The following is a 24,410-nucleotide window of genomic DNA, read 5'->3' on the forward strand; positions in this document are numbered from 1 at the left end:
TCACCATGGCTCCGCCATGGCTCAATCCTCCGCCTTGCGATGCACGCACCCCAGCCCCGCTCCTTCACCCACCCCCCAATTGCCGGTCGGTCTTAATCGAAAAGTTCGAGCCACGCACCACGCTGTTCCCGCGGCCGTGTCGTAGAGTCCTACGACGCGGCCGCGCCACACCTCGGAGCAATCGGGCCACCTGCGTGTCGCAGGTCTCGCGTAGTCTCGAAGGAGCCAGATCCGCAACCGGGATCCACCGGGGGAGGGGACCCACCATGCTCATCGACACCTACGGCCGGGTCGCCACCGACCTGCGCGTCTCACTGACCGACCGCTGCAACCTCCGGTGCACCTACTGCATGCCCGAAGAGGGACTGCAGTGGCTGGCCAAGCCGGACCTGCTGAGCGACGACGAGATCGTCCGGCTCGTCCGTATCGCCGTCACTCAGCTGGGGATCACGGAAGTCCGCTTCACCGGCGGCGAGCCGTTGCTGCGTCCCGGCCTCGTCTCCATCGTCGAGCAGTGCGCGGCGCTGACGCTCCGCCCGAAGATGTCGCTGACGACCAATGGCATCGGACTGAAGCGCACAGCGGCCGCCCTCAGGGCCGCCGGACTGGACCGGGTCAATGTCTCCCTGGACACCCTGCGCCCCGACGTCTTCAAGACCCTCACCCGCCGCGACCGCCACCACGACGTGCTGGCAGGCCTCGAAGCCGCCCACGACGCAGGCCTCACCCCGGTCAAGGTCAACGCCGTGCTGATGCCGGGGCTCAATGAGGACGAGGCCCCCGACCTGCTCGCCTGGGCCGTGGAGCACGGATACGAGCTCCGCTTCATCGAGCAGATGCCACTCGATGCCCAGCACGGCTGGAAGCGCGACGGCATGATCGCGGCAGGCGACATCCTCGCCTCGCTGCGCACCCGCTTCGCCCTCACCGCCGAGGGCGAGGACGAGCGCGGCTCCGCCCCCGCCGAGCGCTGGCTCGTCGACGGCGGACCCCACCGGGTCGGCGTCATCGCCTCCGTCACCCGCCCGTTCTGCCGGGCCTGCGACCGCACCCGGCTCACCGCCGACGGCCAGGTGCGGACCTGCCTGTTCGCCCGCGAGGAGACCGATCTGCGCGGCGCGCTGCGGTCCGAGGCCCCGGACGAGGAGATCGCCCGGCTCTGGCGTCTCGCGATGTGGGGAAAAAAGGCCGGATCCGGTCTGGACGACCCGTCGTTCCTGCAGCCCGACCGCCCGATGTCGGCGATCGGCGGCTAGTGCCGTGACCGGCAATGTTTGCCTCATGAGGAGCGTCGTCCGGTGCGTGCGATCGCAAGGCGGCCGGAAGTCCCCCAGTGGGGTCTCCCCTGCTCGAACGAAGTTGAGAGCTTGGGGAAGGAGCTACCAGGGCTGGTGGCCAACATGGCGAGCGGGCGTGCCGGGCGGCGCGACGGGGCAAAGCTTGCCTGGAGGGGCGCTTAGCCCCGCCCAGCCCCGCCGCAGTGGCGAACGGTCCTCAGTGCCCCTCGGCCGAGGACTCCCACTCCGCCAGCGTCACGACATCCTTCAGGAAACCTCGAACCCCCAGGAACGAGGAGAGATGCTCCCGGTGCTCGTCGCAGGCCAGCCAGGTCTTACGGCGCTCGGGAGTGTGCAGCTTCGGATTGTTCCAGGCCAGCACCCATACGGCGGCCGCCCGGCAGGCCTTGGCGGAACAGATCGGTGCGGTGGCAGCGCTCGCGGCGGCATGTTCGGGGGAGTTCACGGACTCAACCCTAGGGCCCTGCGAGAGCCGGAGAAAAAACGACGCCGAGCAGCCACGGGGGGAGCTGCCCGGCGTCGGTCTGTCGCTCCGACGGGGGATGCGGAGCGCGTAGGCAGTATGTCACGCGGACCGGGGTGCGGTGCACCTGAACCTCATGATTGATCTGACGCTTTTCTTGAGGCTTCGGCATGCCGTGCGCTCAACTGTGCTCATGCGGTTCCGCCCCACCGCGGGCCCGGTCGGCCGCCGGTCCGGGTTCCGCGGGACCGGCCACCGGGGCGGCGTCGAGCATCGGCCGGGCGGGCGGCGGAACGAAGGTCGAGGGCAGCGAAGGGGGTGTCTCCCGGCCCGCGTTGGCGATGACGACGGCGACGTACGGAAGCAGGGCACCCAGGGCGAGCGCCACGATGGCCACAGGCCTCTCGATGTTCCACAGCACTGCGGCCAGGATCACCGAGACCGTCCGTACGGACATCGAGATCACATAGCGGCGCTGCCTGCCGCGCACATCGTCCGCGAGGCTCTGCCGCGCTCCCGTGATCCGGACGACCTCCGCCCCGCTCCGCTTCCACATCACGTCCACCACCCTTCGCCGGGCTCTCCGCGAGCCGCTCCCACGGTACGCCCGGCATCCGCCGGGTTCGAGACCGGGGCACGCCGTATCCATGCATAACCGCACCCTCGTGGCACGTACGGACCCGTCCGACATGCGGCGCACGGCCGATGGGCCGAGACTGGGCGCACATGCGCGACAGCGCGCCGCATGAGGAGGCAACATGGGCTGGCTGTGGGCAATCATCGTGGGTCTGGTCCTCGGTCTGATCGCCAAGGCGATCCTGCCGGGCAAACAGAACATCCCACTCTGGCTGACGACCATTTTCGGCATCATCGGCAGCGTCCTCGGCAATGCCGTCGCGACCTGGATCGGCGTCAATGACACCAAGGGCATCGACTGGACGCGCCACCTGCTGCAGCTGATCGGCGCCGTGGTCGTCGTCGGTGTCGGCGACATGCTCTGGACGTCGATGCGCAGCACCAGACAGAAGGCCTGATCCGGCACGCGTACAGCACACTGCGGCCGGGCACGCATGTCGCGTGCCCGGCCGCAGTGTGCGTCCGTTTCCGGTCAGCCGGCGATGACCTCGATGGCCGCGAGGTTCTTCTTGCCCCGGCGCAGCACCAGCCAGCGCCCGTGCAGCAGTTCCTCACGGGCCGGTGCGGCCTCGCCGTCCGCGACCTTGACGTTGTTCACGTAGGCCCCACCCTCCTTGACCGTGCGGCGGGCCCCCGACTTGCTCGGCGCCAGTCCGGCCTCCACCAGGAGGTCCACCAGCGGGCCGAGCTCGGTGACCTGCGCGTGCGGCACCTCGGAGAGCGCGGCGCTCAGCGTCGCCTCGTCCAGCTCGCCCAGCTCACCCTGGCCGAAGAGCGCCTTCGACGCCGCGACGACCGCCGCGCACTGCTCGGCGCCGTGCACCAGCGTCGTCAGCTCCTCCGCCAGCGCGCGCTGCGCCGTCCGGGCCTGCGGGCGCTCCTGGGTGAGCTGCTCCAGCTCCTCGATCTCTTCGCGGGACTTGAAACTGAAGATCCGCAGGAACTTGGAGACATCCCGGTCGTCAGCGTTCAGCCAGAACTGGTAGAAGGCATACGGCGTGGTCCGCTCGGGATCGAGCCAGACCGTGCCGGACTCCGTCTTGCCGAACTTCGTCCCGTCCGCCTTGGTGATCAGCGGGGTGGCCAGCGCGTGCACGTCCGCCTCCGGCTCGACCCGGTGGATCAGGTCGGTTCCGGCGGTGAGGTTGCCCCACTGGTCGCTGCCGCCGGTCTGCAGAGTGCAGCCGTACCGCCGGTTCAGCTCCAGGAAGTCCATGCCCTGGAGAATCTGGTAGCTGAACTCGGTGTAGCTGATGCCCGCGTCGGAGTTCAGCCGCCGCGAGACAGCTTCCTTGGCAATCATCTTGTTGACCCGGAAGTACTTGCCGACGTCCCGCAGGAAGTCGATCGCCGACAGCCCCGACGTCCAGTCCAGGTTGTTGACCATGGTCGCGGCGTGGGGTCCCTCGAAGTCGAGGAACCGCTCGATCTGGCCGCGCAGCCGCTCCACCCAGCTCGCGACCACCTCCGGCGCGTTCAGCGTGCGCTCCGAATTCGGCTTCGGGTCGCCGATCAGACCGGTGGCGCCACCGACCAGGCCCAGCGGGCGGTTCCCCGCCAGCTGGATCCGGCGCATGGTGAGGATCTGCACCAGGTTGCCGAGGTGCAGGCTGGGCGCGGTCGGGTCGAAGCCGCAATAGAACGTGACGGGACCGTCCGCGAACGCCTTGCGCAGTGCGTCCTCGTCAGTGGACAGGGCGATCAGCCCACGCCACTGCAGTTCGTCGACGATGTCCGTCACGGTCCCGTGTCTCCTTATACGTGTATCGATCGGCAACGGTCAGTCTAGGCGGGTCACACGCCGAGGCTGACCGAGCTCATGTTGAAGTCCGGGATCCGCAGCGCCGGCATCGCGGCCCGGGTGAACCAGTCGCCCCACTCGCGCGGCAGCGTCTTCTCGGTGCGGCCGGCCTCGGACGCCCGGGAGAGCAGGTCGACGGGCGACTCGTTGAACCGGAAGTTGTTCACCTCGCCGACCACCTCGCCGTCCTCCACGAGATACACCCCGTCGCGGGTCAGCCCGGTCAGCAGCAGTGTCGCCGGGTCGACCTCCCGGATGTACCAGAGGCAGGTCAGCAGCAGGGCACGGCCGGTCGTCGCCGCGACCATCTCGTCGAGCGACCGCTCACCGCCGCCGTCGAGCACCAGGTTGTCGATCGCGGGGGCGACCGGCAGCCCGGTCAGCCCCGCCGTGTGCCGGGTGGTGGTCAGACGGTCCAGCCGGCCGTCGCGGATCCAGTCGGTCCTCGACAGCGGCAGACCGTTGTCGAAGACCGAGCCCCCGTCGCCCGACGCATGGGCAATGACGAACGGCGCCGACTCGAGCCCCGGCGCGTTCGGGTCGCTGCGCAGCGTGAGCGGCAGCTCGGACAGCTTCTCGCCGAGCCGGGTGCCGCCACCCGGCTTCGAGAAGACCGTCCGGCCCTCGGCGGCGTCCCGGGCCGTCGACGACCACAGCTGATAGATCAGCAGATCGGCCACGGCGGTCGGCGGCAGCAGCGTCTCGTACCGCCCGGCGGGCAGCTCGATACGGCGCTCCGCCCAGCCCAGCCGCTGCGCCAGCTCCGCCTCCAGCTCGGCCGGGTCGACATCCTTGAAGTCCCGGGTGGAGCGGCCCGCCCAGGCGGAACGCGACCGGTCGGGGGACTTGGCGTTCAGCTCCAGCGTGCCGTTCGGCTGGTCGTGACGCAGCCGCAGCCCCGTCGACGTGCCCAGATACGTCGAGGTCAGCTGGTGGTGCGCGAAGCCGTACAGCTCACGGCCGCCGGCCCGGGCGCGGGCGAAGGCGTCACCGAGCGCCGGGGCGAACTCCGCGAACACGTCGGAACCCGTCTCGGCCGGCGCGTCCGTGAAATCGGGTGAGGAAGGCACACCGGTGATCAGCGGCTGCGCGTCCTCGGCCGGACCTGCGCCACGCGCGGCGGCCTCGGCGGCCCGGACCAGCGGCTCCAGGTCCTCGGCGGTGACGGCGGACCGCGACACGACTCCGGACGCGGACCCCTCGGCGCCGTCGACGGTCGCGATGACGGTCAGGGTCCGCCCCCGGGTCACCCCGTTCGTGGTGAGCGCGTTGCCCGCCCAGCGCAGATTGGCGGAGGACTCCTCGTCGGCGATGACGACACAGCCGTCGGCGGTGGACAGTTCGAGCGCGCGCTCGACGATCTCGTACGGCTTGCTGATGCGGCTCATCGGCCCGCCTCCTGCGTCGTGTTGAGACTGTGCTGCCCCGGGGGACGCCCCCCGGACCCCCGGCCGATTCCGTGTTGACCGTTCATCGGCCCGCCTCCTGCGTCGTGTTGAGGATGTTCACGCCTCGGAAGAGGGCGGAGGGGCAGCCGTGCGAGACGGCCGCGACCTGACCCGGCTGGGCCTTGCCGCAGTTGAAGGCGCCGCCCAGGACGTACGTCTGCGGGCCGCCGATCTTCTCCATCGAGCCCCAGAAGTCCGTCGTCGTCGCCTGGTACGCGACGTCGCGCAGCTGTCCGGCCAGCTTGCCGTTCTCGATGCGGAAGAACCGCTGCCCGGTGAACTGGAAGTTGTAGCGCTGCATGTCGATCGACCAGGACCGGTCGCCGACCACGTAGATGCCGCGCTCCACCCCGCCGATCAGATCCTCGGTGGACAGGCCGCCCGGGTCCGGCTGCAGCGACACGTTCGCCATCCGCTGCACGGGAACATGGCTCGGCGAGTCCGCGTACGCGCACCCGTTGGACCGCCCGAGACCCGTCAGCTTCGCGATCCGCCGGTCCAGCTGGTAGCCGACCAGCGTCCCGTCCTTGATCAGGTCCCAGGACTGGCCCTCGACACCCTCGTCGTCGTACCCGATGGTCGCGAGTCCGTGCTCGGCGGTCCGGTCGCCCGTCACATTCATCACGGGGGAGCCGTACGCCAGCTTGCCCAGCTGGTCGAAGGTGGCGAACGAGGTCCCGGCGTACGCCGCCTCGTACCCCAGCGCCCGGTCCAGCTCGGTGGCATGCCCGATCGACTCATGGATCGTCAGCCAGAGATTCGACGGGTCGACCACCAGGTCGTACGTCCCCGCCTCGACGCTCGGAGCCCGCATCTTCTCCGCGAGCAGCCCCGGGATCCGCTCCAGCTCGGAATCCCAGTCCCAGCCGGTTCCGGTGAGGTACTCCCAGCCGCGCCCCACCGGAGGGGCGATGGTCCGCATCGAGTCGAACTCACCCGTCGTGCCGTCCACGGCGACCGCGGTGAACTGCGGGTGCAGCCGGACCCGCTGCTGGGTGGTGACGGTGCCCGCCGTGTCCGCGTAGAACTTGTTCTCGTGGACGGTCATCAGCGAGGCGTCCACATGCGCGACGCCCTCGGCGCCCAGGAGCCGGCTGCTCCACTCGGCGAGCAGCCCCGCCTTCTCCTCGTCCGGTACGGAGAACGGGTCGATCTCGTACGCCGACACCCAGGTCCGCTCATCGTGCACCGGCTCGTCCGCCAGCTCCACGCGCTCGTCCGAGCCCGCCGCCGCGATCACCTTCGCCGAGAGCTTCGCCATGGCGACCGCCTGGGACGCCACCTTCGCCGCGGCGTCCATGGTCAGATCCACCCCGGACGCGAACCCCCACGCCCCGCCGTGCACCACCCGCACCGCGTACCCGAGGTCGGTGGTGTCCGAGGTCCCGGAGGGCCGGGCGTCCCGCAGCCGCCAGGACGCGCTGCGCACCCGCTCGAAACGGAAGTCCGCATGCGTGGCGCCCAGCGCGCGGGCCCGGGCCAGCGCCGCGTCGGCCAGGGCCCGTAGCGGCAGGGCCAGGAATGACTGATCTACCTCATGGGGCACGTCGGCTTTCCCCTCTCGACCTGTGCGATGTGTTTCCGCAGTGAATCATGCGGCGTGGGCCCGCCAAGGGCCCCTGATTTTCCCGTATTTTTCCGTGATGGTTCCGACGCCGCCCGCTGCCGCACTGTAGGAACCCCACAGTGCCTCGTGGAAGCCACTGTCAGGGGCCGAGTCCTTGGAAAGCGCCCGGTACCGATAGGTTTTCGAGGTACCAGACCGCTATCGAAAGGGTGATCCGTTGAGCCGCTCGGTTCTCGTCACCGGAGGAAACCGGGGCATCGGCCTCGCCATCGCCCGCGCTTTCGCCGACAACGGCGACAAGGTCGCGATCACGTACCGCTCGGGCGAGCCGCCCCAGGTCCTCACCGAAGCGGGGGTCCTGGCCGTCCGGTGCGACATCACCGACGCCGAGCAGGTGGAGCAGGCATACAAGGAGATCGAGGAGAAGCACGGTCCGGTCGAGGTGCTGGTCGCCAACGCCGGTATCACCAAGGACCAGTTGCTGATGCGGATGTCCGAGGAGGACTTCACGTCCGTACTCGACACCAACCTCACCGGCACCTTCCGGGTCGTCAAGCGTGCCAACCGCGGCATGCTGCGCGCCAAGAAGGGCCGCGTCGTCCTCATCTCCTCCGTCGTCGGCCTTCTCGGCTCGGCGGGGCAGGCCAACTACGCCGCGTCCAAGGCCGGCCTGGTCGGCTTCGCCCGGTCGCTGGCGCGTGAGCTCGGCTCGCGGAACATCACCTTCAACGTCGTCGCGCCCGGTTTTGTCGACACCGACATGACCCAGGCGCTCACCGAGGAGCAGCGCAAGGGCATCGTCGCCCAGGTGCCGCTGGCCCGTTACGCGCAGCCCGAGGAGATTGCCGCCGCGGTGCGCTTCCTCGCCTCCGACGACGCGTCGTACATCACTGGAGCCGTCATCCCCGTTGACGGCGGATTGGGCATGGGTCACTGACCACCATGATCGGAATTCTCGACGGCAAGCGCATCCTCATCACCGGTGTGCTGATGGAGTCGTCCATCGCCTTCCACACCGCCAAGGTGGCGCAGGAGCAGGGTGCAGAAGTCATCCTGACCGCCTTCCCCCGGCCCACGCTGACGGAGCGCATCGCCAAGAAGCTGCCCAAGCCCGCCAAGGTCATCGAGCTGGACGTGACCAACACCGAGCACCTGGACCGGCTCGAAGGCCTGGTCCGTGAGGAGCTCGGTTCGCTGGACGGCGTCGTCCACTCCATCGGCTTCGCGCCGCAGGACGCGCTCGGCGGCAACTTCCTGAACACCCCGTTCGAGTCCGTCGCCACGGCGATGCACGTCTCGGCGTTCTCGCTGAAGTCGCTCGCCATGGCCTGCAAGCCGCTGATGAGCGAGGGCGGCTCGATCGTCGGCCTCACCTTCGACGCACAGTTCGCCTGGCCGCAGTACGACTGGATGGGCCCGGCCAAGGCCGCGCTGGAGGCCACCTCCCGCTACCTCGCCCGCGACCTGGGCAAGGACGACATCCGCTGCAACCTGATCTCCGCCGGACCGATCAGCTCGATGGCCGCCAAGTCCATCCCGGGCTTCTCGGAGCTCGCGGACGTGTGGAACACCCGCTCCCCGCTGTCCTGGAACATGGCCGACCCGGAGCCGGCCGGCCGCGGTGTCGTCGCCCTGCTCTCGGACTTCTTCCCGAAGACCACGGGTGAGATCATCCACGTCGACGGCGGCGTGCACATGATGGGTGCCTGACCTCGTACGACCCGGCACGATCCGGCCGCGTACCACCTCCGAGCGGGTGGTGCGCGGCCGTCGTCCGTCCCCGCCCGGTCTTCCCCCGCTCAAGTCGAAAAGACGGTCGATCCACCGCAGAATGTGGTGGAACCGGACTTTTGGTCAGGCTGCGGAGGTGATCGCTGTGCGCCCCACACGTCGCCGAACCCGGGCCCTGCTGGCGGCCTCGGCCGTCGCCGTCGCACTCGCCGCCCCCATAGGCATATCCGTCGTGGGGCGGATGGGCGCCGGAGTGTCCGCACCCGCAGGCCCCACCCCGGACCCCTCCGGCGCCGAATGCCGTACGACGGTCCAGGGCTCCCGGGTGGTCGCCTACTGCCACAACCCGTACCCCTCCATCGACCGGGTACAGCTGCACACCGAATGCGGCCGTTGGTGGGACATCGACGCGGACGGAATACCCGTCGACGTGGCTCCCGGACAGACCGTGCGGCTCGACGACCGCTGCTGGAAGGAAGTCGCCTCCGCCTGGGTCACCCACCGCCGGATATAGATCCACCCCCTTCGGATCAGATCCGTTCCGCCAGACAGCTCAGTGCGTGGCTCGCCGCCTCGGCGGCCGCGGTCTCCACGTCACCTGTCCGGATCGCCTCGACCAGTCGCCCATGGTCCATATGGTTCTCCGGCCGCAGTTCGTGCCCGACATCGACCCGCAGATAGTCGCGCAGCAGATCCCCCAGATCGGCATAGAGACCCGTCAGTACGTCATTGTGCGAAGCGGCGACCACGGCCAGATGCAGCGTCGCATCCGCTGCCACGAACGCCTCCGCGTCTCCCGCGGCCCAGGTCTCCTCGCGGCGCGCCATGAGAGCGTCCAGCTGCTTCAGATCCCGCTCGGTGCGCCGGACGGCCGCCAGCCGGGCCGCCGACGACTCCAGCGTCGAGCGCAGCTCGGCGACATGGCGCGGGTCGGCGGAGGCGAAACGGCGGTGCATCACCCCGGCCAGTTCGCTGGTGGCGACGACATACGTGCCCGACCCCTGGCGGATGTCCAGCAGCCCGTTGTGCGCGAGCGCGCGCACCGCCTCGCGGACGGTGTTGCGGGCCACGCCCAACTGCTCGACCAGCTCGGGTTCGGTCGGAATCCGCGAACCGACGGGCCACTCACCCGAGGTGATCTGATTCCTCAGCTGGGCAATCACCTGGTCGGCGAGTGCCGAACGTCGCGGAGACGTCAGCGCCATGATGCTCCTTGCTCGGGTCCCGGGGTCAACGGATTCTCGGGTCCGCGGGTTTCCCGAGGATTTCCGAGGGTGTCCGAAGCTTCTCAGACGATTGGACAATCAATCATCCCATGATTCTATGATGGGCCCCATGCCCGACGACGAGACCCAGCGCCAGCCCCTGACCCGGACCCTGAACAGGCACACCACCGCGGCGAGCACCCCCATGGACTCCCCGGCCCCGCCGGCCGCCCCAGGTCCCGCCCCCTGGCTGCTCCGCCTGGTCACCGTCGGTCTCGTCCTCACCGCGCTCAACCTCCGCCCCGCCATCACCAGCCTCGGCGCCCTCCTCGAAGAGGTACGGGACGGGCTGCACATGAGCGGCAGCGTCGCCGGTGTCCTCACCTCCGTACCGCCGCTCTGCTTCGCCGTCTTCGGCATCATGGCGCCGCGTCTCGCCCGCCGCTTCGGCCCCGGCGCGGTCGTCTGCGCCGGCATGGTCGCCATCGTGGCCGGACTGATGATCCGGCCCCTCGTCGGCTCCACGGCCGGGTTCCTCGCCGCCAGCGCCCTCGCCCTCATGGGTATCGCTGTCAGCAATGTCCTGATGCCGGTGATCGTCAAGCGCTGGTTCCCGGACCGGGTCGGCTCCATGACCGGCCTCTACTCCATGGCGCTCGCCCTCGGCACCTCACTCGCCGCAGCCGTCACCGTGCCCATGACCGATGCGCTCGGCGGCAGTTGGAAGGCCGGTCTGGGGATCTGGGCCGTGCTCGCGGTGGCGGCGATCCTGCCCTGGATCCCGCTGGTACGGGACCGGCGCGGCGCCCAGGGACAGCCCGCCGCCCAGCAGCACCAGGACGTCCCGGCCCTGCGGATCACCCGCTCCCGCACTGCCTGGGCCCTCGCCTGCTTCTTCGGCCTGCAGGCCACGGCCGCGTACATCACCATGGGCTGGATGCCGCAGATCTTCCGCGACGCCGGGGTCTCCGCCGGCACGGCGGGGGTGCTGCTCGCCGTGACCATGGCCATGGGCGTGCCGCTCGCCTTCGTCATCCCGCGGGCCGCCGCCCGGATGCGGAACCAGGGCCCGATCGTCGTCGTACTCGGCACCTGCGGCCTCATCGGCTACGCCGGTCTCTACCTCGCACCGGCGGGCGGAGCCTGGGCCTGGGCGCTCCTCCTCGGCATAGCCAACTGTGCCTTCCCGCTCGCCCTCACCATGATCGGCATGCGGTCCCGGAGCGGCGCCGGAGTGGTCCGGCTGTCGGCGTTCGCCCAGTCCACCGGCTATCTGATCTCGATCCCCGGCCCGCTGCTGGTCGGGGTGCTCTACCAGCACAGCGGCGGGTGGGGGCTGCCGATCGCGCTGATGGCGGGCCTCATGGTGCCGCAGATGGCGGCAGGAATTCTGGCCGGGCGGGACCGGACGATCGAGGACGAAAGCTGAGATGCGAGACTGGCCCCATGCCAGTGCTCGATCCGAATCCCCAGAACGGTCAGAAGAAGCTTCTCCTCGTGCTCGGAGTGATGCTCCTCATCACGGTGATCATCGGAGTGATCGCTTCGATCGCCTCTCCCTGACACCTGCCCGAGCGCCACGCCCCGACGTCCCCGCCGGGGATGGTGGGGCTAGCACCACCATCCCCTAGGGGGCCAGGGTCAGGGTGAAGTGGGTGGGTCGCCGGATGGGACGGGCGCCGCCGGATCCGTAGGTTTCAGGTATCAGAACCGATGACCCACGGAGGCGGACATGTCGGCCCGTACGTACACCCGATCCCCCCGCCCCGCGTCGTCCGGCGTCGAGATCCGGCTGCCGTGGTGGGCCATCGCGCTGCCTTCGGTCGCGTTCGCCGCCCTCCTGGTGATGATCATGGGATCGGGCCAGGCGCACGCGGCGACGGGCGATCCGGCGATCGGCCGGTTGCTTCAGCGAATCGTGGACCTGCTGACCCTCTGAGGGCGTTCACCCGCAGCGGGGGAGCCCTTCAACACCCTGCGACGGGCGGCACATTTCATGCGAAGCTGAGGTGTATGAGCGTCGACACACCTCGCAGGATCGTCCTTCTCAGGCATGCAAAGGCGGAATGGTCGCAGGACTCCGACCACGAGCGGCCGCTCGCGGAGCGCGGCCGCAAGGATGCGCCCGTGGCAGGCCGCAAACTCGTCGATTCCGGCATCGTCGTCGATCTGGCCCTCTGCTCGACCGCCGCCAGGACGCGCGAGACCTGGAAGCTGGCGGTGCACGAGATGCCACAGCGTCCCAAGACCGTGTACGAGGAGCGGCTCTACGAGGCCTCGCTCGGCGAGCTGATCGCCCTGCTCAACGAGACCCCCGACGAGGCACGGAACCTGCTCATCATCGGCCACAACCCCGGGTTGCACGCTCTCGCCGACGCCCTCTCCTCATCGGCGGAGGGCGACACCCTGACCCGGATGACCCGCGGCGGATTCCCGACCGCCGCATTCGCCGTCATCGAGTTCTCCGGCTCCTGGAAGGGCGTGGAGCACGGCGTGGGCAAGCTGATCGAGTACTGGACGCCGAACGACTGATCCGCGACGGCGTACATGGATGGGCCCGGCACGGGTGAGGTGCCGGGCCCATCCGCGTACGCGGGACTCGAAGCGATCGATCGGTCAGACGAGACCGTCGGCCGCCTCGACCTCTTCACGGGTGATCCCGAGCAGATACAGCACGGTGTCCAGGAACGGCACGTTCACCGCGGTGTGTGCGGCCTCGCGGACGACCGGCTTGGCGTTGAAGGCGACCCCGAGGCCGGCGGTGTTCAGCATGTCCAGGTCATTCGCACCGTCACCGATCGCGACGGTCTGCGCCAGCGGCACCCCGGCCTGCTCGGCGAAACTGCGCAGCAGCCGGGCCTTGCCCGCCCGGTCCACGACGTCGCCTACGACCCGCCCGGTGAGCTTGCCGTCGACCACTTCCAGAGTGTTGGCGGAGGCGAAGTCGAGCCCGAGCCGTTCCTTCAGGTCGTCCGTGACCTGCGTGAACCCGCCGGAGACGACGCCCACTTGATAGCCGAGCCGCTTCAGCGTACGGATCAGCGTGCGCGCACCGGGGGTCAGCCGCACCTCGGCGCGCACCTTCTCCACCACCGACACATCGAGCCCCGCCAGCAGCGCCACCCGCGCGTGCAGCGACTGCTCGAAGTCGAGCTCGCCACGCATCGCCTGCTCGGTCACCTCGGCGACCTTGTCCTCACAGCCGGCGTGCGCCGCGAACAGCTCGATGACCTCGTCCTGGATCAGCGTCGAGTCGACATCCATGACGACCAGCCGCTGCGCCCGGCGGCTCAGCCCGGCGGACACGACCGCCACATCGACGCCGATCCCGGCGGCCTCGGTCGCCAGCGCGGTCCGCAGCTCCGCGGTTCCGGTGCCGGAGACGGCGAACTCGACGGCCGTGACCGGGTACTTCGCCAGGCGGAAGATCCGGTCGATGTTGCCGCCGGTCGAGGTGATCGTGGCCGCTATGGCGGCGGTCGACTCGGCGGTCAGCGGGTGTCCGAGCACGGTCACATGGGAGCGCCCGTATCCACGCGGCCGGTTGTCACCGGTACCGGAGATGATCTCGGCCTGCAACTTCAGTGATTCGGCCCAGCTGTGCACGGTCGCCCGCAGGTCGCCCTCGGTGGTACCGCCCGCGGTGGGGGTGGTGACCAGTGCGCACAGGACGATGCGGCCACGGGTGACGACCTGCTCGATGTCGACGACATCGACCGCGTAGGCGGCGAGCGTGTCGAAGAGTCCGGCGGTGATTCCCGGACGGTCCTTCCCGAAGATCTTCACGAGAAGGGTGGGGGTGTCGGTGCCCTGACGGGACTCAGGGGCCTCAGAGGGCTCGGGAGACGGGGAGGACTGAGGAGACTGAGATGCGCTCATGGTGTTCCCACCGTATCGGTCCCCCTCACGCCCTCGAACCCCCGTCCCGCGGACCGGACAGCGGAAACGGTCCCCGGCCGATCGGCCCGGCCCTTGTCCCCGGCGGGAGTGAGCAGCCCTGCACGGCGCGTGTTCGATGCGGTGGGACATTTAGACCGACCGGCAATTGGGGGGCGGCGTCGCGGGGCTGGGCACGCGCATCTGCTGCGTTGTCGTCAATCACCATGGCTCCGCCATGTCTCAATCCTCCGCCTTGCAGCTGCACGCACCCAGCCCCGCTCCTTCACCCACCCCCCAATTGCCGGTCGGTCCAAGCCCGTCCGGGGGTCCCGCATGTCCTCAAGGCAGGATCGTGCGGCGCCCCGTCCGGGGGCCGCCGTCGGGCCGGACGCGCTCCCGGGTCCGTCCGGCCGTCGCGGACAGCGCGGTCAGCCGGCCTCGGCCGGCCGGCCGGACGGCGGCAACCCTTCCACGTCCCCCGGCCCGGGCCCGGGCCCCGGCGGCGGCGCTGCCGGCCGTACGGGCGGACCGATCGGCCCCACCACCGTCGGCGCACCGTGAATCCCGCCCCTCGCCGGATCCGGATACGGACGCAGATACGGATTGGTCTCGTCGTGCGACGGCCGGTACACCCGCGACGGCGTGTACGGTCCGGGCCCCCCACCGCCACCGCCACCGCTGCCTCCGCCACCGCCGGCCGGCCCCGCCCCCGACGGAACCGCCCCCGCCAACCAGGCCACCGCCGCCCCCACCCCACCCGCGCCCGCACCCCACACCGCACCCAGCAGGGCAGCCGTCCCCGTCCGCCCGTGCAGCTCGATCCCGGCGCCGAACGCGTCGAAGCCCAGCACCGACAGCGACGCATCCGCCGACACCTGCGTCAGCCACACCAGGAGCGCCAGCACCGACGCTGTTACGCCTCCGAGCCGCCCCGCACACCGCCCCACGAACCCGGCCCCGCTCAGCTCCCCCCGGGGCGTGCGGGTCGCGGCCAGCACCCCCGCATACAGCATCATCACCGCGGCGGCGACCGCCAGCAGCCAGACCCGGCCGTCCAGCCCGGCCAGCCGCCCGACCGTCACCGGCTCGTCGGCGGACACCCGTAGCAGCTCGTCCAGCGGATCGGGCAGCACCTTGGCCAGCTCGCCGGTCGCCTGCCCGTCCCACGGCACGAAGAGGCCGAGCGGCACCCCGAGCCACGCCCCGTTCGGCGCCCCGAGCAGCGCGGCGCCCGCGATCCGTTTCGGGTGGGCGTCGCCGACCGCCGCGTACGCCGCGGCCGCGCACCCGGCGACCACCGCGACCAGCAGCACCGACACGACCGCGGACGCCGCAGGCCGCACCGTCCGCTCCACCCATGCCAGCCCGGACGGCAACGGGGTGCGGCGCGAGGCGAGCAGGGCGATGACCAGCACTCCGACAACCCAACACGCCCCAGCAGTAAGGGACGTGGACGAGTCGACGGTGAACCCGACCTGCGCCTGCGTGCGCGCGAGATCCGCCAGCCGGTCCGGCAGCAGCCCACCGAGATCACCGAGCCCGCCGGGCAGACCGCCACCCCCTCCCGCCCCTGGCACCCCGGCCGGCCCCAGCGCACCGCCGTCGATCGTCACGACATCGTGACCTGCCCAGGCGAGCCCGCCGAGCACGGCGACGAACATGACTGCCACCATCCCTGCACGGACCGCGAGTTCGGCACCGGAGACGACCGCTCCCACCCCGCGCAGCGACCGCAGGAAGAAGAGGGAGAGCAGCAGTGCGCCGACCAGCCCCACCCCGAGCGGTGTGACGGCGAGAGCGGTGTGCGCCTCGGCGTCGTCCAGCCCGAACGCCTCGACATTGCCGGACGGAGAGACCGATCCACCCGCTCCCAGCACCACGACGGCCGCCGTCATCGGTCCCAGCGCCCCGGCCGAGTCGGCCCCGAGCAGATGCAGCCCGAGGGCCGCCGTCCCCGCCATCCCGGCCATCGCCCAGCTGACCGAGGCGATGGACGCCAACACCACGTCGCCCCACGGGATACGCCCCGTACTGCCGCCCCCGTTCCCGCGTGCGTACCTCGCCATCAGGACCCCCTCAATCCGCACCGAGATGCCCTGAGTTGACCCGGTCACTCATGATCCGTACGCACTCGTGGGCGCTTACTACTCTCCGAGCCTGTTTCGCCCCCGTCAACGGTGCGTCGCAGCCGGTCTCGATTCGGTCTTGACCCCGCCCGACTTTCGTATCGGTGACTGCTCCTGGAATAGTTCCCCACGATGTTCAGCATCCCTAGACTCCCTGCGATGGGGGTAACTCGGGGGACAACTAGTGGGGCGCGGAGTGCCGGAACTCGTACTGGAATTGAATGGAAGGACCTGGACGCTCGACCCGTCCAGGCCATACACCCTCGGTCGTGATCCACAGGGCGACCTGACGATCGACGACGCCAGGGTTTCGTGGCGGCATGCCACGATCAGCTGGGCGGGCCGGAGTTGGTTCATCGAGGACCACGGTTCCACCAACGGCACCTATGTGCAGGGCCGGCGAATCCACCAGATGGAAATCGGGCCGGGCTCGGCCGTGCACCTGGGCAACGCCACTGACGGACCGCGGCTGAGCTTCAGCGGCGCCGCCGCGGCCGCCGATGTGTACAGCGGTCAGGGCGCGGGCGCGCAGCAGGCCCCCGCCCAGCAGCCCCAGCAGGGCGGCGCGGGCCGGCCGGGTCAGCAGGACCCCGCAGCGCACCAGCAGCAGGCATGGCAGCAGCAGGGCGCGCCGCAGCAGCCTCAGGTCCCGCACCAGCAGGGCGTGGCGAAGCCGCCCGCCGCGGGTGGACCCGGTGGTGCCGCGGGGGCGCCGCCGGTCTACGGAGACCGCAGCCCGACGACGTTCCACCAGGTGGCCCTGGGCAGGGTCATGCGCATCGGTCGTGCGCTGGAGAACGAACTCGTCGTCTCCGACCTCCAGGTCTCGCGCCACCACGCCGAGTTCCACGCGACCCCCGACGGCCGCTTCGAGATCCGCGATCTCGGTTCCCACAACGGCACGTACGTCAACGGTCAGCCCCTCCACAAGTCCGGCTCCGCGCTGATCGGCCCGACCGACATCGTCGGTGTCGGTCACTCGACCTTCCGCCTGGTCGGCGACCGGCTGGAAGAGTTCGTCGACACCGGTGAGGTCTCCTTCTCCGCCCGCCACCTCACGGTGACGGTCGACGGCGGGAAGCAGATCCTCAAGGACGTCTCGTTCGGCGTCCCGGAGAAGTCGCTGATCGCGGTCATCGGCCCCTCGGGTTCCGGCAAGTCCACCCTGCTCAAGGCGCTCACCGGCTACCGGCCCGCCAACCAGGGTGACGTCCTCTACGACAACCGGAACCTGTACAAGCAGTTTGCCGAGCTGCGCCAGCGCATCGGTCTGGTCCCGCAGGACGACATCCTGCACAAGGAACTCACCGTCACCAAAGCCCTCAAGTACGCGGCCAAGCTCCGCTTCCCCGCGGACACCACCGAGGCCGAGCGCCAGTCCCGGATCCACGAGGTCCTCGCCGAGCTCAAGCTCGACATCCACAAGGACAAGAAGGTCACCTCGCTCTCCGGCGGCCAGCGCAAGCGTGTCTCCGTCGCCCTGGAGCTGCTCACCAAGCCGTCGCTGATCTTCCTGGACGAGCCGACCTCCGGCCTCGACCCGGGCATGGACCGCGACGTCATGCAGCTGCTGCGCGGTCTCGCCGACGACGGCCGTACGGTCCTCGTCGTCACGCACTCCGTCGCCGAGTTGGCGATCTGCGACAAGCTGCTCGTCATGGCGCCCGGCGGTTCCGTCGCCTACTTCGGTCCGCCGGAGGAAGCGCTCAACTTCTTCGGCTACACGACCTGGGCCGACGTCTTCTCCGCCTTCGAGAACTACCGCGACTACGACTGGGCGGGCCGCTGGCGCGGTTCGCAGCACTACCAGATGTACGCCGCGGACATCGACGCCGTCGCCGCACAGTCCGTACACATGCCGCCCCCGCAGCAGATGCGCCCGCCGAAGCCGCAGGGCTGGGGGACGCAGCTGTGGACGCTGATGCGCAGGTACGTGTCGGTGATCGCGTCCGACAAGGGCTTCATGGGTCTGATGGTGATCCTGCCCGCGGTGCTCGGCATCGTCAGCGTGGTCATCCCGGCCGACTTCGGCCTGGCCCCGCCGAAGCCGCCGTCCCGGTTCAACGGAGATGCCGGAACGATCATGCTGATCCTCGCGGTCGGCATGTGCTTCTCCGGTGCGGCCAACTCCGTACGAGAACTGATCAAGGAACGCGTCATCTACGAACGGGAACGGGCCACCGGCCTCTCCCGCTCCGCCTATCTGATGTCCAAGGTGATCGTCCTCGGCATGATCACGGCCATCCAGGGCGTCATCATCTGCGGCATCGGCTTTGCCACCCGCGATCTGCCCGAAGAGGGTCTGATCATGCCGCCGGCCGTCGAGCTCTGCGTGACGATCACCGCGCTCGGCTTCACCTCGATGATGTTCGGTCTGGTGATCTCCTCGCTGGTGAAGACCTCCGAGAAGACCATGCCACTGCTGGTCATGTTCGCGATCGTCCAGGTCGTCTTCACCGGCGTCCTCTTCCAGGTGTACGGATCGCCCGGCCTGGAGCAGTTCGCCTGGCTGATGCCGTCCCGCTGGGCCATCGCGGCCGCGGGCTCGACGCTCGACCTGTCGCACCTGATGCCGCCGTGGGACCAGAAGAACCCGACCGACCTGGACCCGCTGTGGGAGCACACGGCCGGTCAGTGGGGGATGAACATCTCGGTGCTGCTGTTCCTCGGCATCATCTGCGGCTTCGCGGTCGCGCGACTGCTGCGCCGCCATGAGCCCGAGGTCATGCGCAAGTAGACATGGGCACCGCGCACACGGAACGCCGAAGGGCGGCACCCGATCCGGGGTGCCGCCCTTCGGCGTATGTCTGTGCGCGATGCCGTGCCGCGTCGATCAGTACGCGCTGTTGACGTTGTCGATCGAGCCGTACCGGTCGGCGGCGTAGTTGGCCGCGGCGGTGATGTTGGCGACCGGGTCGTAGATGTTCATCGAGGTACCGGGGACGTGGTAGGCGTTGAACGTCGGCTGGATGACCTGCAGCAGACCGCAGGACGGGGTGCCGTTCTGGGCGTTGACGTCCCAGCCGTTGATCGCGTTCGGGTTGCCGGTGGACTCCCGCATGATGTTGCGGTGCAGACCGTCGTACGAACCCGGGATGCCCTTGGCCTTCATGATGGCCAGCGCCTCGGAGATCCAGCCGTCCAGGTTGTTGGCGTAGACCGGAGTACGGGCGACGGAGCGCGTGGTGACCTCGGTGGACCGCTTCGCGACATCGGCCTTGGCCTTCGCGGCAGCCTCGGCCTTCGCGGCGGCCTGGGCCTTGGCCTTCGCGGCGTCTGCCTTGGCCTTCGCGGCGGCCTGGGCCTTCGCCTTGGCGGCGGCCTGCTTCGCCCTGGCCGCGTCAGCGGCCTTCACCAGCTTCTCGGCGGTGGAGTGCTGCTCGATGATGCTGGCCTGGATGGTCTTGGCCTGCGGGGCACTGGCGGCGAGGCTGAAGGCCACCGGAGCGGCGGAAGCGGCCTGCGGCTCGGTCTGCGGCTTGGCCGGCGTCTCGGCGTGGGCCGGGACGAGGGAGAGCGAGAGAGCGGCGGCGGCGACAGCGGAGACGCCCGCCACGGAGAGCTTCTGGGTCTTGTTCAGGCAGCGAATACGGCTGGTGATGCTGGACGCGGACATTCAGTCGTACCTCTTCGAATCGCTGGAGTCCTCACGGAGGACGAGACGGAAGCGACGGTTCGCATCTCCGTCGGGGACGAGGGCAATTCTTAGCGGCCGCAAAATCCCGTGGCAAAGGCGTGACGTACGAAGCCGGGTAGTGGATCAGGGGCGCGCTCGAACGGGACGGCCCGCGCTCATGCCCACTCATGTGGCCCTTATCAGTCCACTAGCCGGCTTCGTAAGTGACGTGGGTCCTATGTGCCGCCTCACATCGGCCGCGTAACAACCTCACCAACGGTTGCGTCAGCAATTCGGAGTGTGAGGCTCCAGTGAGGGGAGCAGCAGATGCACGTCCCCGAACTCATGCCAGAGGTACCGGTGCCGCAGCGCCTCCGGGTATGCGCACTGCAGCGCGGCCCGCCCCGCGACCGCCTCCAGCATCAGCAGATGCGAGGCCTCCGGCTCGTGCAGCCCGGTCAGCAGCCCGTCCACCGCCCGCACCCCGTGCTGCGGCGTCACCACCCGATCCGTCCAGCCGACCGCCGGCCGCACCACCCCGTCCGCGCCCGCCGACGACTCCAGCGCCCGCACCGCCGTCGTACCGACCGCGATCACCCGCCCGCCCGTCGCCCGCGCCGCGTTGACCAGCCAGGCCGTCGTCCGCGGCACCTCGAAGCGCTCCGGGTACGGCGGCTCGTACGCCTCAGCCGACGCCGACGCCGACGCCGACGCCCGCAGCAGCGGCAGCGCCCCTGCATCAGACCGAGTGCCGCCACCACATTGGTCTCCAGCGCCTGCCGGAGCCCGCCCAGCGACAGCGCATCGAGCCGCACGAGCGGCTCCGCACCCAGCGCACTCGCATGAGACCGACCGGCAACTGGGGGGCGGCGTCACGGGGCCGGGGCACGCACCTCGCGGCGTTGCCGTCCATCACCATGGCTCCGCCATGCGATGCACGCACCCCAGCCCCGCTCCTTCACCCACCCCCCAATAGCCGGTCCGTCTTACTCACCAGCAGATCGAGCCCGCCGAGCTCACCGGCGGCGGCCACCAGTGCCCCGCGGTGTGCGGCATCCGTGACATCCCCGGGTACGGCTGCCACCCGCGCCCCGCACGCGGCCAGCTCCTTCGCCGTCTCCTCCAGCGCGCTCGCGGTCCGGGCGTCCAGCACCAGATCCCAGCCGCGCTGAGCGAGCGCGGCCGCCGGCGCACGCCCCAGTCCCTTCGAAGCGCCCGTGATCATCGCGACAGGCATGCCAACCGTCCCCTTGTTACCCAGGCGATCACCGATGGACCTCGGCACCCCCAACGTCGCCGTGCCCCACGCCTCGTCCGCGAGCCGCACCCCCGCAAGGCACTTCGACCTAGGGCCGACGCCCTAGGCACCGGCCGTCCACAGGCCGATACGGAACCCCCACCCCCGCCGGTACGGTGAGGCCATGAGCCACAGCCCACCGTCGGGCCTCGCAGCGGTGAGTGCCGCGCTGCTCGCCATGAGCCGGCACCTCGAAGTGCGTGACGTCCTGAAGACCATCGTCGCCTCGGCCCGCGAACTGCTGGACGCCGAGTACGCGGCCCTGGGCGTCCCCGACGACCACGGCGGCTTCGCCCAGTTCGTCGTCGACGGCATAAGCGACGAGCAGTGGAAGGCCATCGGTCCGCTGCCCCGGCAGCACGGCGTCCTCGCCGCGATGCTCCACGAGGCGAAGCCGGAGCGCCTCGCCGACGTCCGCAAGGACCCCCGCTTCGAGGGCTGGCCGGCCGCCCACCCGGACATGTCCGACTTCCTCGGCCTGCCCATCAGGGACGGCGACGAGATCATCGGCGCGCTCTTCCTCGCCAACAAGCGCTGCCCCAAACCCCAGGGCGGCTGCGGCTTCACCGCGCAGGACGAAGAGCTGTTGTCGATCCTCGCCCAGCACGCGGCGATCGCCCTCACCAACGCCCGGCTGTACGAGCGCAGCCGCGAGCTCACCATCGCCGAGGAGCGCTCCCGCCTCGCCCACGAGCTGCACGACGCGGTCAGCCAGAAGCTGTTCTCCCTGCGGCTGACGGCCCAGGCAGCCGCTGCCCTCGTCGACCGCGACCCGGCGCGCGCCAAGGGCGAGCTCCAGCAGGTCGCCGCGCTGGCCGCGGAGGCAGTGGACGAGCTGCGTGCCGCCGTCGTCGAACTGCGCCCCGCAGCGCTCGACGAGGACGGCCTGATCGCCACGCTCCGCACCCAGGTCCAGGTCCTGGACCGCGCCCACACCGCCAAGGTCACCTTCGAGAGCCTCGGTGTACGAGCCCTGCCCGCCGCCCAGGAGGAGGCGCTGCTCCGGGTCTCCCAGGAGGCCCTGCACAACGCACTGCGCCACTCGGGCGCCGAGCAGGTCTGCGTCACGCTCGCCCGTCGTGGCAGCGGCACGGTGCTGCGGATCACGGACGACGGCAGCGGATTCGAGCCCACGGCGACGCGGCAGGCGGGCCGCCATCTGGGTCTGGTGTCGATACGGGACCGCGCGAGCGGTGTCGGCGGCAGGCTCACCGTTGAATCGGCGCCCGGCAAGGGCACCACGATCGAGATGGAGGTCCCCGGTGGCTGACAAGATCATCAGGGTGCTGCTGGTCGACGACCACCAGGTGGTCCGCCGCGGTCTGCGTACGTTCCTGGAGATCCAGGACGACATAGAGGTCGTCGGCGAGGCGGCCGACGGCGCCGAAGGAGTCGCCCGCTCCGAGGAACTCCGCCCCGACGTGGTGCTGATGGACATCAAGATGCCGGGCACCGACGGCATCGAGGCGCTCCGCAAGCTCCGCGAACTGGACAACCCGGCCAAGGTGCTGATCGTCACCAGCTTCACCGAGCAGCGGACGGTGGTCCCGGCCCTGCGTGCGGGCGCCTCCGGTTACGTGTACAAGGACGTCGACCCGGAAGCGCTGGCCGGGGCCATCCGCTCGGTCCATGCGGGCCATGTCCTGCTCCAGCCGGAGGTCGCCGGGGCTCTCCTCGCCCAGGAGGACGGAGGCGCCGGGACCGGCCGGGGGAGCACCCTCACCGAACGGGAGCGGGAGGTCCTCGGCCTGATCGCCGACGGCCGCTCCAACCGCGAGATCGCGCGGGCCCTGGTTCTCTCCGAAAAGACCGTCAAGACGCACGTCTCGAACATCTTGATGAAGCTGGATCTGGCGGACCGCACCCAGGCGGCGCTCTGGGCCGTCCGCCACGGGGTGGCGGGCTGATCAACGCCGAAGCGGAACGATTCCCTCCGGACTGAGATTCATACTGTCGGGTGTATGTCACCCGTACGGCACATCCTGTCGGGCCCGAGGGCGTTGTCCATGGCGTGCTGCGGCGGCCGGCCGCAGCACGCGAGGAGGATCCTGAAGTGAAGAACCTGAAGAAGGCTGCTGCCGTCACCATGATCGCCGGTGGCATCATCGCCGCAGGCGCCGGCGCGGCCTCCGCCACCGGTCACGGCGCGGGCGCCCACGGTGTGGCGACCCACTCCCCGGGCGTGGTCAGTGGCAACGTCATCCAGGTCCCGGTCCACGTCCCGGTGAACGTGGTCGGCAACACGGTGAACGTGATCGGCCTGCTCAACCCGGCCTTCGGCAACGTCGGCCACAACGGCTGACCACCCCGGTTCCCTCGATGCCGGACGGCCCCGAAAGGGACCCGTCCGGCATCAACCATGCTGCCCCACACCACAACTCACGGCCCATCACCACCGAGGATCGAGCCGCAACGGGTCGAGTCACGCCCGCCCGGCATCATCAAGCCCGTCCGGCGACCGAGGACAGAGCGCCCCCCGACGCCCCGGTGCCTCGTCCGCCACCGCCTACCCCCGCTCCCGCCCCTCCACATACGCGTTGTACGCCGCCACCTGCGCCCGCCGAGCCACCCGCTCCACCGGCCGCAGCGCCGCCCCCCGGGCCGTGATCTCCGACGCGCTCACCGCCCCGCCGTGCCCGTTCTCGTACGCCAGCGAGATCAGCAGCCCCACCCGCTGCGCCAGCTCCAGCACCCGTACCGCCCGCGGCGGATATCCCGGAGCGAGCAGCTCCCGCCCCCGCTCCGCCCGCGCCCGGTACGCATCCAGCGCCGCCTCCGCCACCGGCCCGGACCCGGCCACATCGAGCCGCGACAGCGCCGCCGTCGCATCCCGCAACGCCTCCGCGAGCTCCCGCTCCGCCTCACTCAGCGACGGCACATCGGCCGGCGGCGCCTCCCGCACCGGCAGGCAGCGCCACACCACCTCGACGTGCAGATCACCGGCAGGCCCCGCCTCCCGCACCTCGGGCACCAGCCCGTACGGCGCACCGGACGCGACCACCGCCTCCTCCGCCTCCAGCGCCCGCGCATTGAACTCGGGCGGGCCGCTGAGCCCGAGCGGATGCCCCGGCACCGGCAGTGCGACCCGGAAGCCCGTGACTCCCAATCCCCGCAGCCGCCCCAGCGCCAGCGTGAGCCCGACCGGTCCCGCCTCACCCGGCAGCCCCTCGACGCGGTGCACCGCGTCCTCTCCGACAATCGCGAGCGCAGCGTCGTCCGGTGAGACAAGTCCGGCCAGAAGCGCGTTTCCCCATGAGGCCAGCAGCCCCGAGCGTGGTTCCGAAAGCATGGGAACAGCCTAGGGAACCGGACCTAAGAGCTGGAGCACTCCCGCGGTGGCGTA

General features: G+C 70.2%; 23 protein-coding genes and 3 pseudogenes. 13 read left to right on the forward strand and 13 right to left on the reverse strand.

The window, feature by feature from the left end; translation table 11 throughout:
- Window positions 1–266 precede the first annotated feature (266 nt).
- The gene (gene moaA, locus ACWD6R_RS32695) at window positions 267–1,256 is read left to right on the forward strand and encodes a GTP 3',8-cyclase MoaA (RefSeq protein ID WP_451822023.1); all 990 of its coding nucleotides are present in this window, start codon (window positions 267–269) and stop codon (window positions 1,254–1,256) included.
- A 238-nt stretch (window positions 1,257–1,494) separates the two neighbouring features.
- On the opposite strand, the gene ACWD6R_RS32700 is transcribed toward moaA, so the two are convergent.
- Both ACWD6R_RS32700 and ACWD6R_RS32705 read right to left on the reverse strand, forming a co-directional pair.
- Window positions 1,495–1,743, reverse strand: coding sequence for a hypothetical protein (locus ACWD6R_RS32700; protein ID WP_451822024.1), 249 nt, complete (start codon window positions 1,741–1,743; stop codon window positions 1,495–1,497).
- Between the two features lie 199 nt (window positions 1,744–1,942).
- A complete protein-coding gene (locus tag ACWD6R_RS32705; RefSeq protein WP_451822048.1) occupies window positions 1,943–2,317 on the reverse strand; it encodes a DUF3099 domain-containing protein in 375 nt (124 codons plus the stop codon).
- A gap of 202 nt (window positions 2,318–2,519) precedes the next feature.
- On the opposite strand from ACWD6R_RS32705, the gene ACWD6R_RS32710 reads away from it, so the two are divergent.
- Entirely contained in the window at window positions 2,520–2,795 is a 276-nt protein-coding gene (locus tag ACWD6R_RS32710) for a GlsB/YeaQ/YmgE family stress response membrane protein (protein ID WP_451822025.1), read from the forward strand.
- 74 nt (window positions 2,796–2,869) lie between these two features.
- Here ACWD6R_RS32710 and tyrS read toward each other — a convergent pair whose 3' ends face one another.
- From tyrS to ACWD6R_RS32725, 3 genes are all read right to left on the reverse strand, one after another.
- Complete coding sequence (tyrS, locus tag ACWD6R_RS32715) at window positions 2,870–4,138, reverse strand: tyrosine--tRNA ligase (protein ID WP_451822026.1); 1,269 nt, start codon at window positions 4,136–4,138, stop codon at window positions 2,870–2,872.
- Window positions 4,139–4,191: 53 nt separating this feature from the next.
- Window positions 4,192–5,586, reverse strand: coding sequence for a metallopeptidase TldD-related protein (locus ACWD6R_RS32720; protein ID WP_451822027.1), 1,395 nt, complete (start codon window positions 5,584–5,586; stop codon window positions 4,192–4,194).
- Window positions 5,587–5,668: 82 nt separating this feature from the next.
- Window positions 5,669–7,192 carry a TldD/PmbA family protein gene (locus ACWD6R_RS32725; protein WP_451822028.1) on the reverse strand — a complete coding sequence of 508 codons (1,524 nt, stop codon included), beginning with the start codon at window positions 7,190–7,192 and terminating at the stop codon, window positions 5,669–5,671.
- A gap of 238 nt (window positions 7,193–7,430) precedes the next feature.
- Between ACWD6R_RS32725 and fabG the strand changes: the two genes are divergently transcribed.
- From fabG to ACWD6R_RS32740, 3 genes are all read left to right on the forward strand, one after another.
- Window positions 7,431–8,150, forward strand: a complete 720-nt coding sequence (fabG, locus tag ACWD6R_RS32730; RefSeq protein WP_037691571.1) for a 3-oxoacyl-[acyl-carrier-protein] reductase — start codon at window positions 7,431–7,433, stop codon at window positions 8,148–8,150.
- Between the two features lie 5 nt (window positions 8,151–8,155).
- A complete protein-coding gene (fabI, locus tag ACWD6R_RS32735; protein ID WP_451822029.1) occupies window positions 8,156–8,923 on the forward strand; it encodes an enoyl-ACP reductase FabI in 768 nt (255 codons plus the stop codon).
- Between the two features lie 166 nt (window positions 8,924–9,089).
- The gene (locus tag ACWD6R_RS32740) at window positions 9,090–9,458 is read left to right on the forward strand and encodes a hypothetical protein (RefSeq protein ID WP_451822030.1); all 369 of its coding nucleotides are present in this window, start codon (window positions 9,090–9,092) and stop codon (window positions 9,456–9,458) included.
- A gap of 16 nt (window positions 9,459–9,474) precedes the next feature.
- On the opposite strand, the gene ACWD6R_RS32745 is transcribed toward ACWD6R_RS32740, so the two are convergent.
- A complete protein-coding gene (locus ACWD6R_RS32745) occupies window positions 9,475–10,149 on the reverse strand; it encodes a FadR/GntR family transcriptional regulator (RefSeq protein WP_451822031.1) in 675 nt (224 codons plus the stop codon).
- Between the two features lie 130 nt (window positions 10,150–10,279).
- Here ACWD6R_RS32745 and ACWD6R_RS32750 point away from each other — a divergent pair, with 130 nt between their 5' ends.
- From ACWD6R_RS32750 to ACWD6R_RS32765, 4 genes are all read left to right on the forward strand, one after another.
- Window positions 10,280–11,578, forward strand: a complete 1,299-nt coding sequence (locus ACWD6R_RS32750; protein WP_451822032.1) for a CynX/NimT family MFS transporter — start codon at window positions 10,280–10,282, stop codon at window positions 11,576–11,578.
- Window positions 11,579–11,595: 17 nt separating this feature from the next.
- Complete coding sequence (locus ACWD6R_RS32755) at window positions 11,596–11,712, forward strand: SGM_5486 family transporter-associated protein (RefSeq protein WP_266987204.1); 117 nt, start codon at window positions 11,596–11,598, stop codon at window positions 11,710–11,712.
- 169 nt (window positions 11,713–11,881) lie between these two features.
- Window positions 11,882–12,088 (forward strand): hypothetical protein, encoded by a 207-nt coding sequence (locus ACWD6R_RS32760; RefSeq protein ID WP_451822033.1) that lies wholly within the window; start codon window positions 11,882–11,884, stop codon window positions 12,086–12,088.
- A gap of 74 nt (window positions 12,089–12,162) precedes the next feature.
- Window positions 12,163–12,681, forward strand: coding sequence for a SixA phosphatase family protein (locus ACWD6R_RS32765; protein ID WP_451822034.1), 519 nt, complete (start codon window positions 12,163–12,165; stop codon window positions 12,679–12,681).
- Window positions 12,682–12,765: 84 nt separating this feature from the next.
- Here ACWD6R_RS32765 and serB read toward each other — a convergent pair whose 3' ends face one another.
- Together serB and ACWD6R_RS32775 are read right to left on the reverse strand one after the other, a co-directional pair.
- Window positions 12,766–14,028: a phosphoserine phosphatase SerB gene (gene serB / locus ACWD6R_RS32770; RefSeq protein WP_451822035.1), complete on the reverse strand. Its 1,263-nt coding sequence runs from the start codon at window positions 14,026–14,028 to the stop codon at window positions 12,766–12,768.
- Between the two features lie 428 nt (window positions 14,029–14,456).
- Window positions 14,457–16,094 (reverse strand): streptophobe family protein, encoded by a 1,638-nt coding sequence (locus ACWD6R_RS32775; protein WP_451822036.1) that lies wholly within the window; start codon window positions 16,092–16,094, stop codon window positions 14,457–14,459.
- A 244-nt stretch (window positions 16,095–16,338) separates the two neighbouring features.
- On the opposite strand from ACWD6R_RS32775, the gene ACWD6R_RS32780 reads away from it, so the two are divergent.
- The gene (locus tag ACWD6R_RS32780) at window positions 16,339–18,891 is read left to right on the forward strand and encodes an FHA domain-containing protein (protein WP_451822037.1); all 2,553 of its coding nucleotides are present in this window, start codon (window positions 16,339–16,341) and stop codon (window positions 18,889–18,891) included.
- Between the two features lie 96 nt (window positions 18,892–18,987).
- On the opposite strand, the gene ACWD6R_RS32785 is transcribed toward ACWD6R_RS32780, so the two are convergent.
- The 4 genes and pseudogenes from ACWD6R_RS32785 to ACWD6R_RS32800 form a co-directional block, all read right to left on the reverse strand.
- The gene (locus tag ACWD6R_RS32785; protein WP_451822038.1) at window positions 18,988–19,770 is read right to left on the reverse strand and encodes a transglycosylase SLT domain-containing protein; all 783 of its coding nucleotides are present in this window, start codon (window positions 19,768–19,770) and stop codon (window positions 18,988–18,990) included.
- Window positions 19,771–20,055: 285 nt separating this feature from the next.
- Window positions 20,056–20,466, reverse strand: a pseudogene (locus tag ACWD6R_RS32790) (S-adenosylmethionine:tRNA ribosyltransferase-isomerase); the annotation flags it as partial.
- A pseudogene (locus ACWD6R_RS32795) lies at window positions 20,446–20,618 on the reverse strand (short-chain dehydrogenase); the annotation flags it as partial. The pseudogenes ACWD6R_RS32790 and ACWD6R_RS32795, both read right to left, overlap by 21 nt.
- Before the next feature lie 146 nt (window positions 20,619–20,764).
- Window positions 20,765–21,007: pseudogene (locus tag ACWD6R_RS32800) on the reverse strand (SDR family NAD(P)-dependent oxidoreductase); the annotation flags it as partial.
- Window positions 21,008–21,191: 184 nt separating this feature from the next.
- Between ACWD6R_RS32800 and ACWD6R_RS32805 the strand changes: the two are divergent.
- From ACWD6R_RS32805 to ACWD6R_RS32815, 3 genes are all read left to right on the forward strand, one after another.
- Entirely contained in the window at window positions 21,192–22,337 is a 1,146-nt protein-coding gene (locus ACWD6R_RS32805; RefSeq protein ID WP_451822039.1) for a GAF domain-containing sensor histidine kinase, read from the forward strand.
- Window positions 22,330–22,974: a response regulator gene (locus ACWD6R_RS32810; RefSeq protein ID WP_451822040.1), complete on the forward strand. Its 645-nt coding sequence runs from the start codon at window positions 22,330–22,332 to the stop codon at window positions 22,972–22,974. The genes ACWD6R_RS32805 and ACWD6R_RS32810 overlap by 8 nt, the downstream gene beginning before the upstream one ends.
- A 146-nt stretch (window positions 22,975–23,120) precedes the next feature.
- Window positions 23,121–23,369, forward strand: coding sequence for a chaplin (locus tag ACWD6R_RS32815; protein WP_366693890.1), 249 nt, complete (start codon window positions 23,121–23,123; stop codon window positions 23,367–23,369).
- 204 nt (window positions 23,370–23,573) lie between these two features.
- Here the strand turns inward: ACWD6R_RS32815 and ACWD6R_RS32820 are convergent, their stop codons facing one another.
- On the reverse strand, window positions 23,574–24,356 hold the full coding sequence (locus tag ACWD6R_RS32820; protein WP_451822041.1) for a hypothetical protein: 783 nt from the start codon (window positions 24,354–24,356) through the stop codon (window positions 23,574–23,576).
- Between the last annotated feature and the right edge of the window lie 54 nt (window positions 24,357–24,410).

It is taken from the genome of Streptomyces sp. NPDC005151, assembly GCF_053599875.1.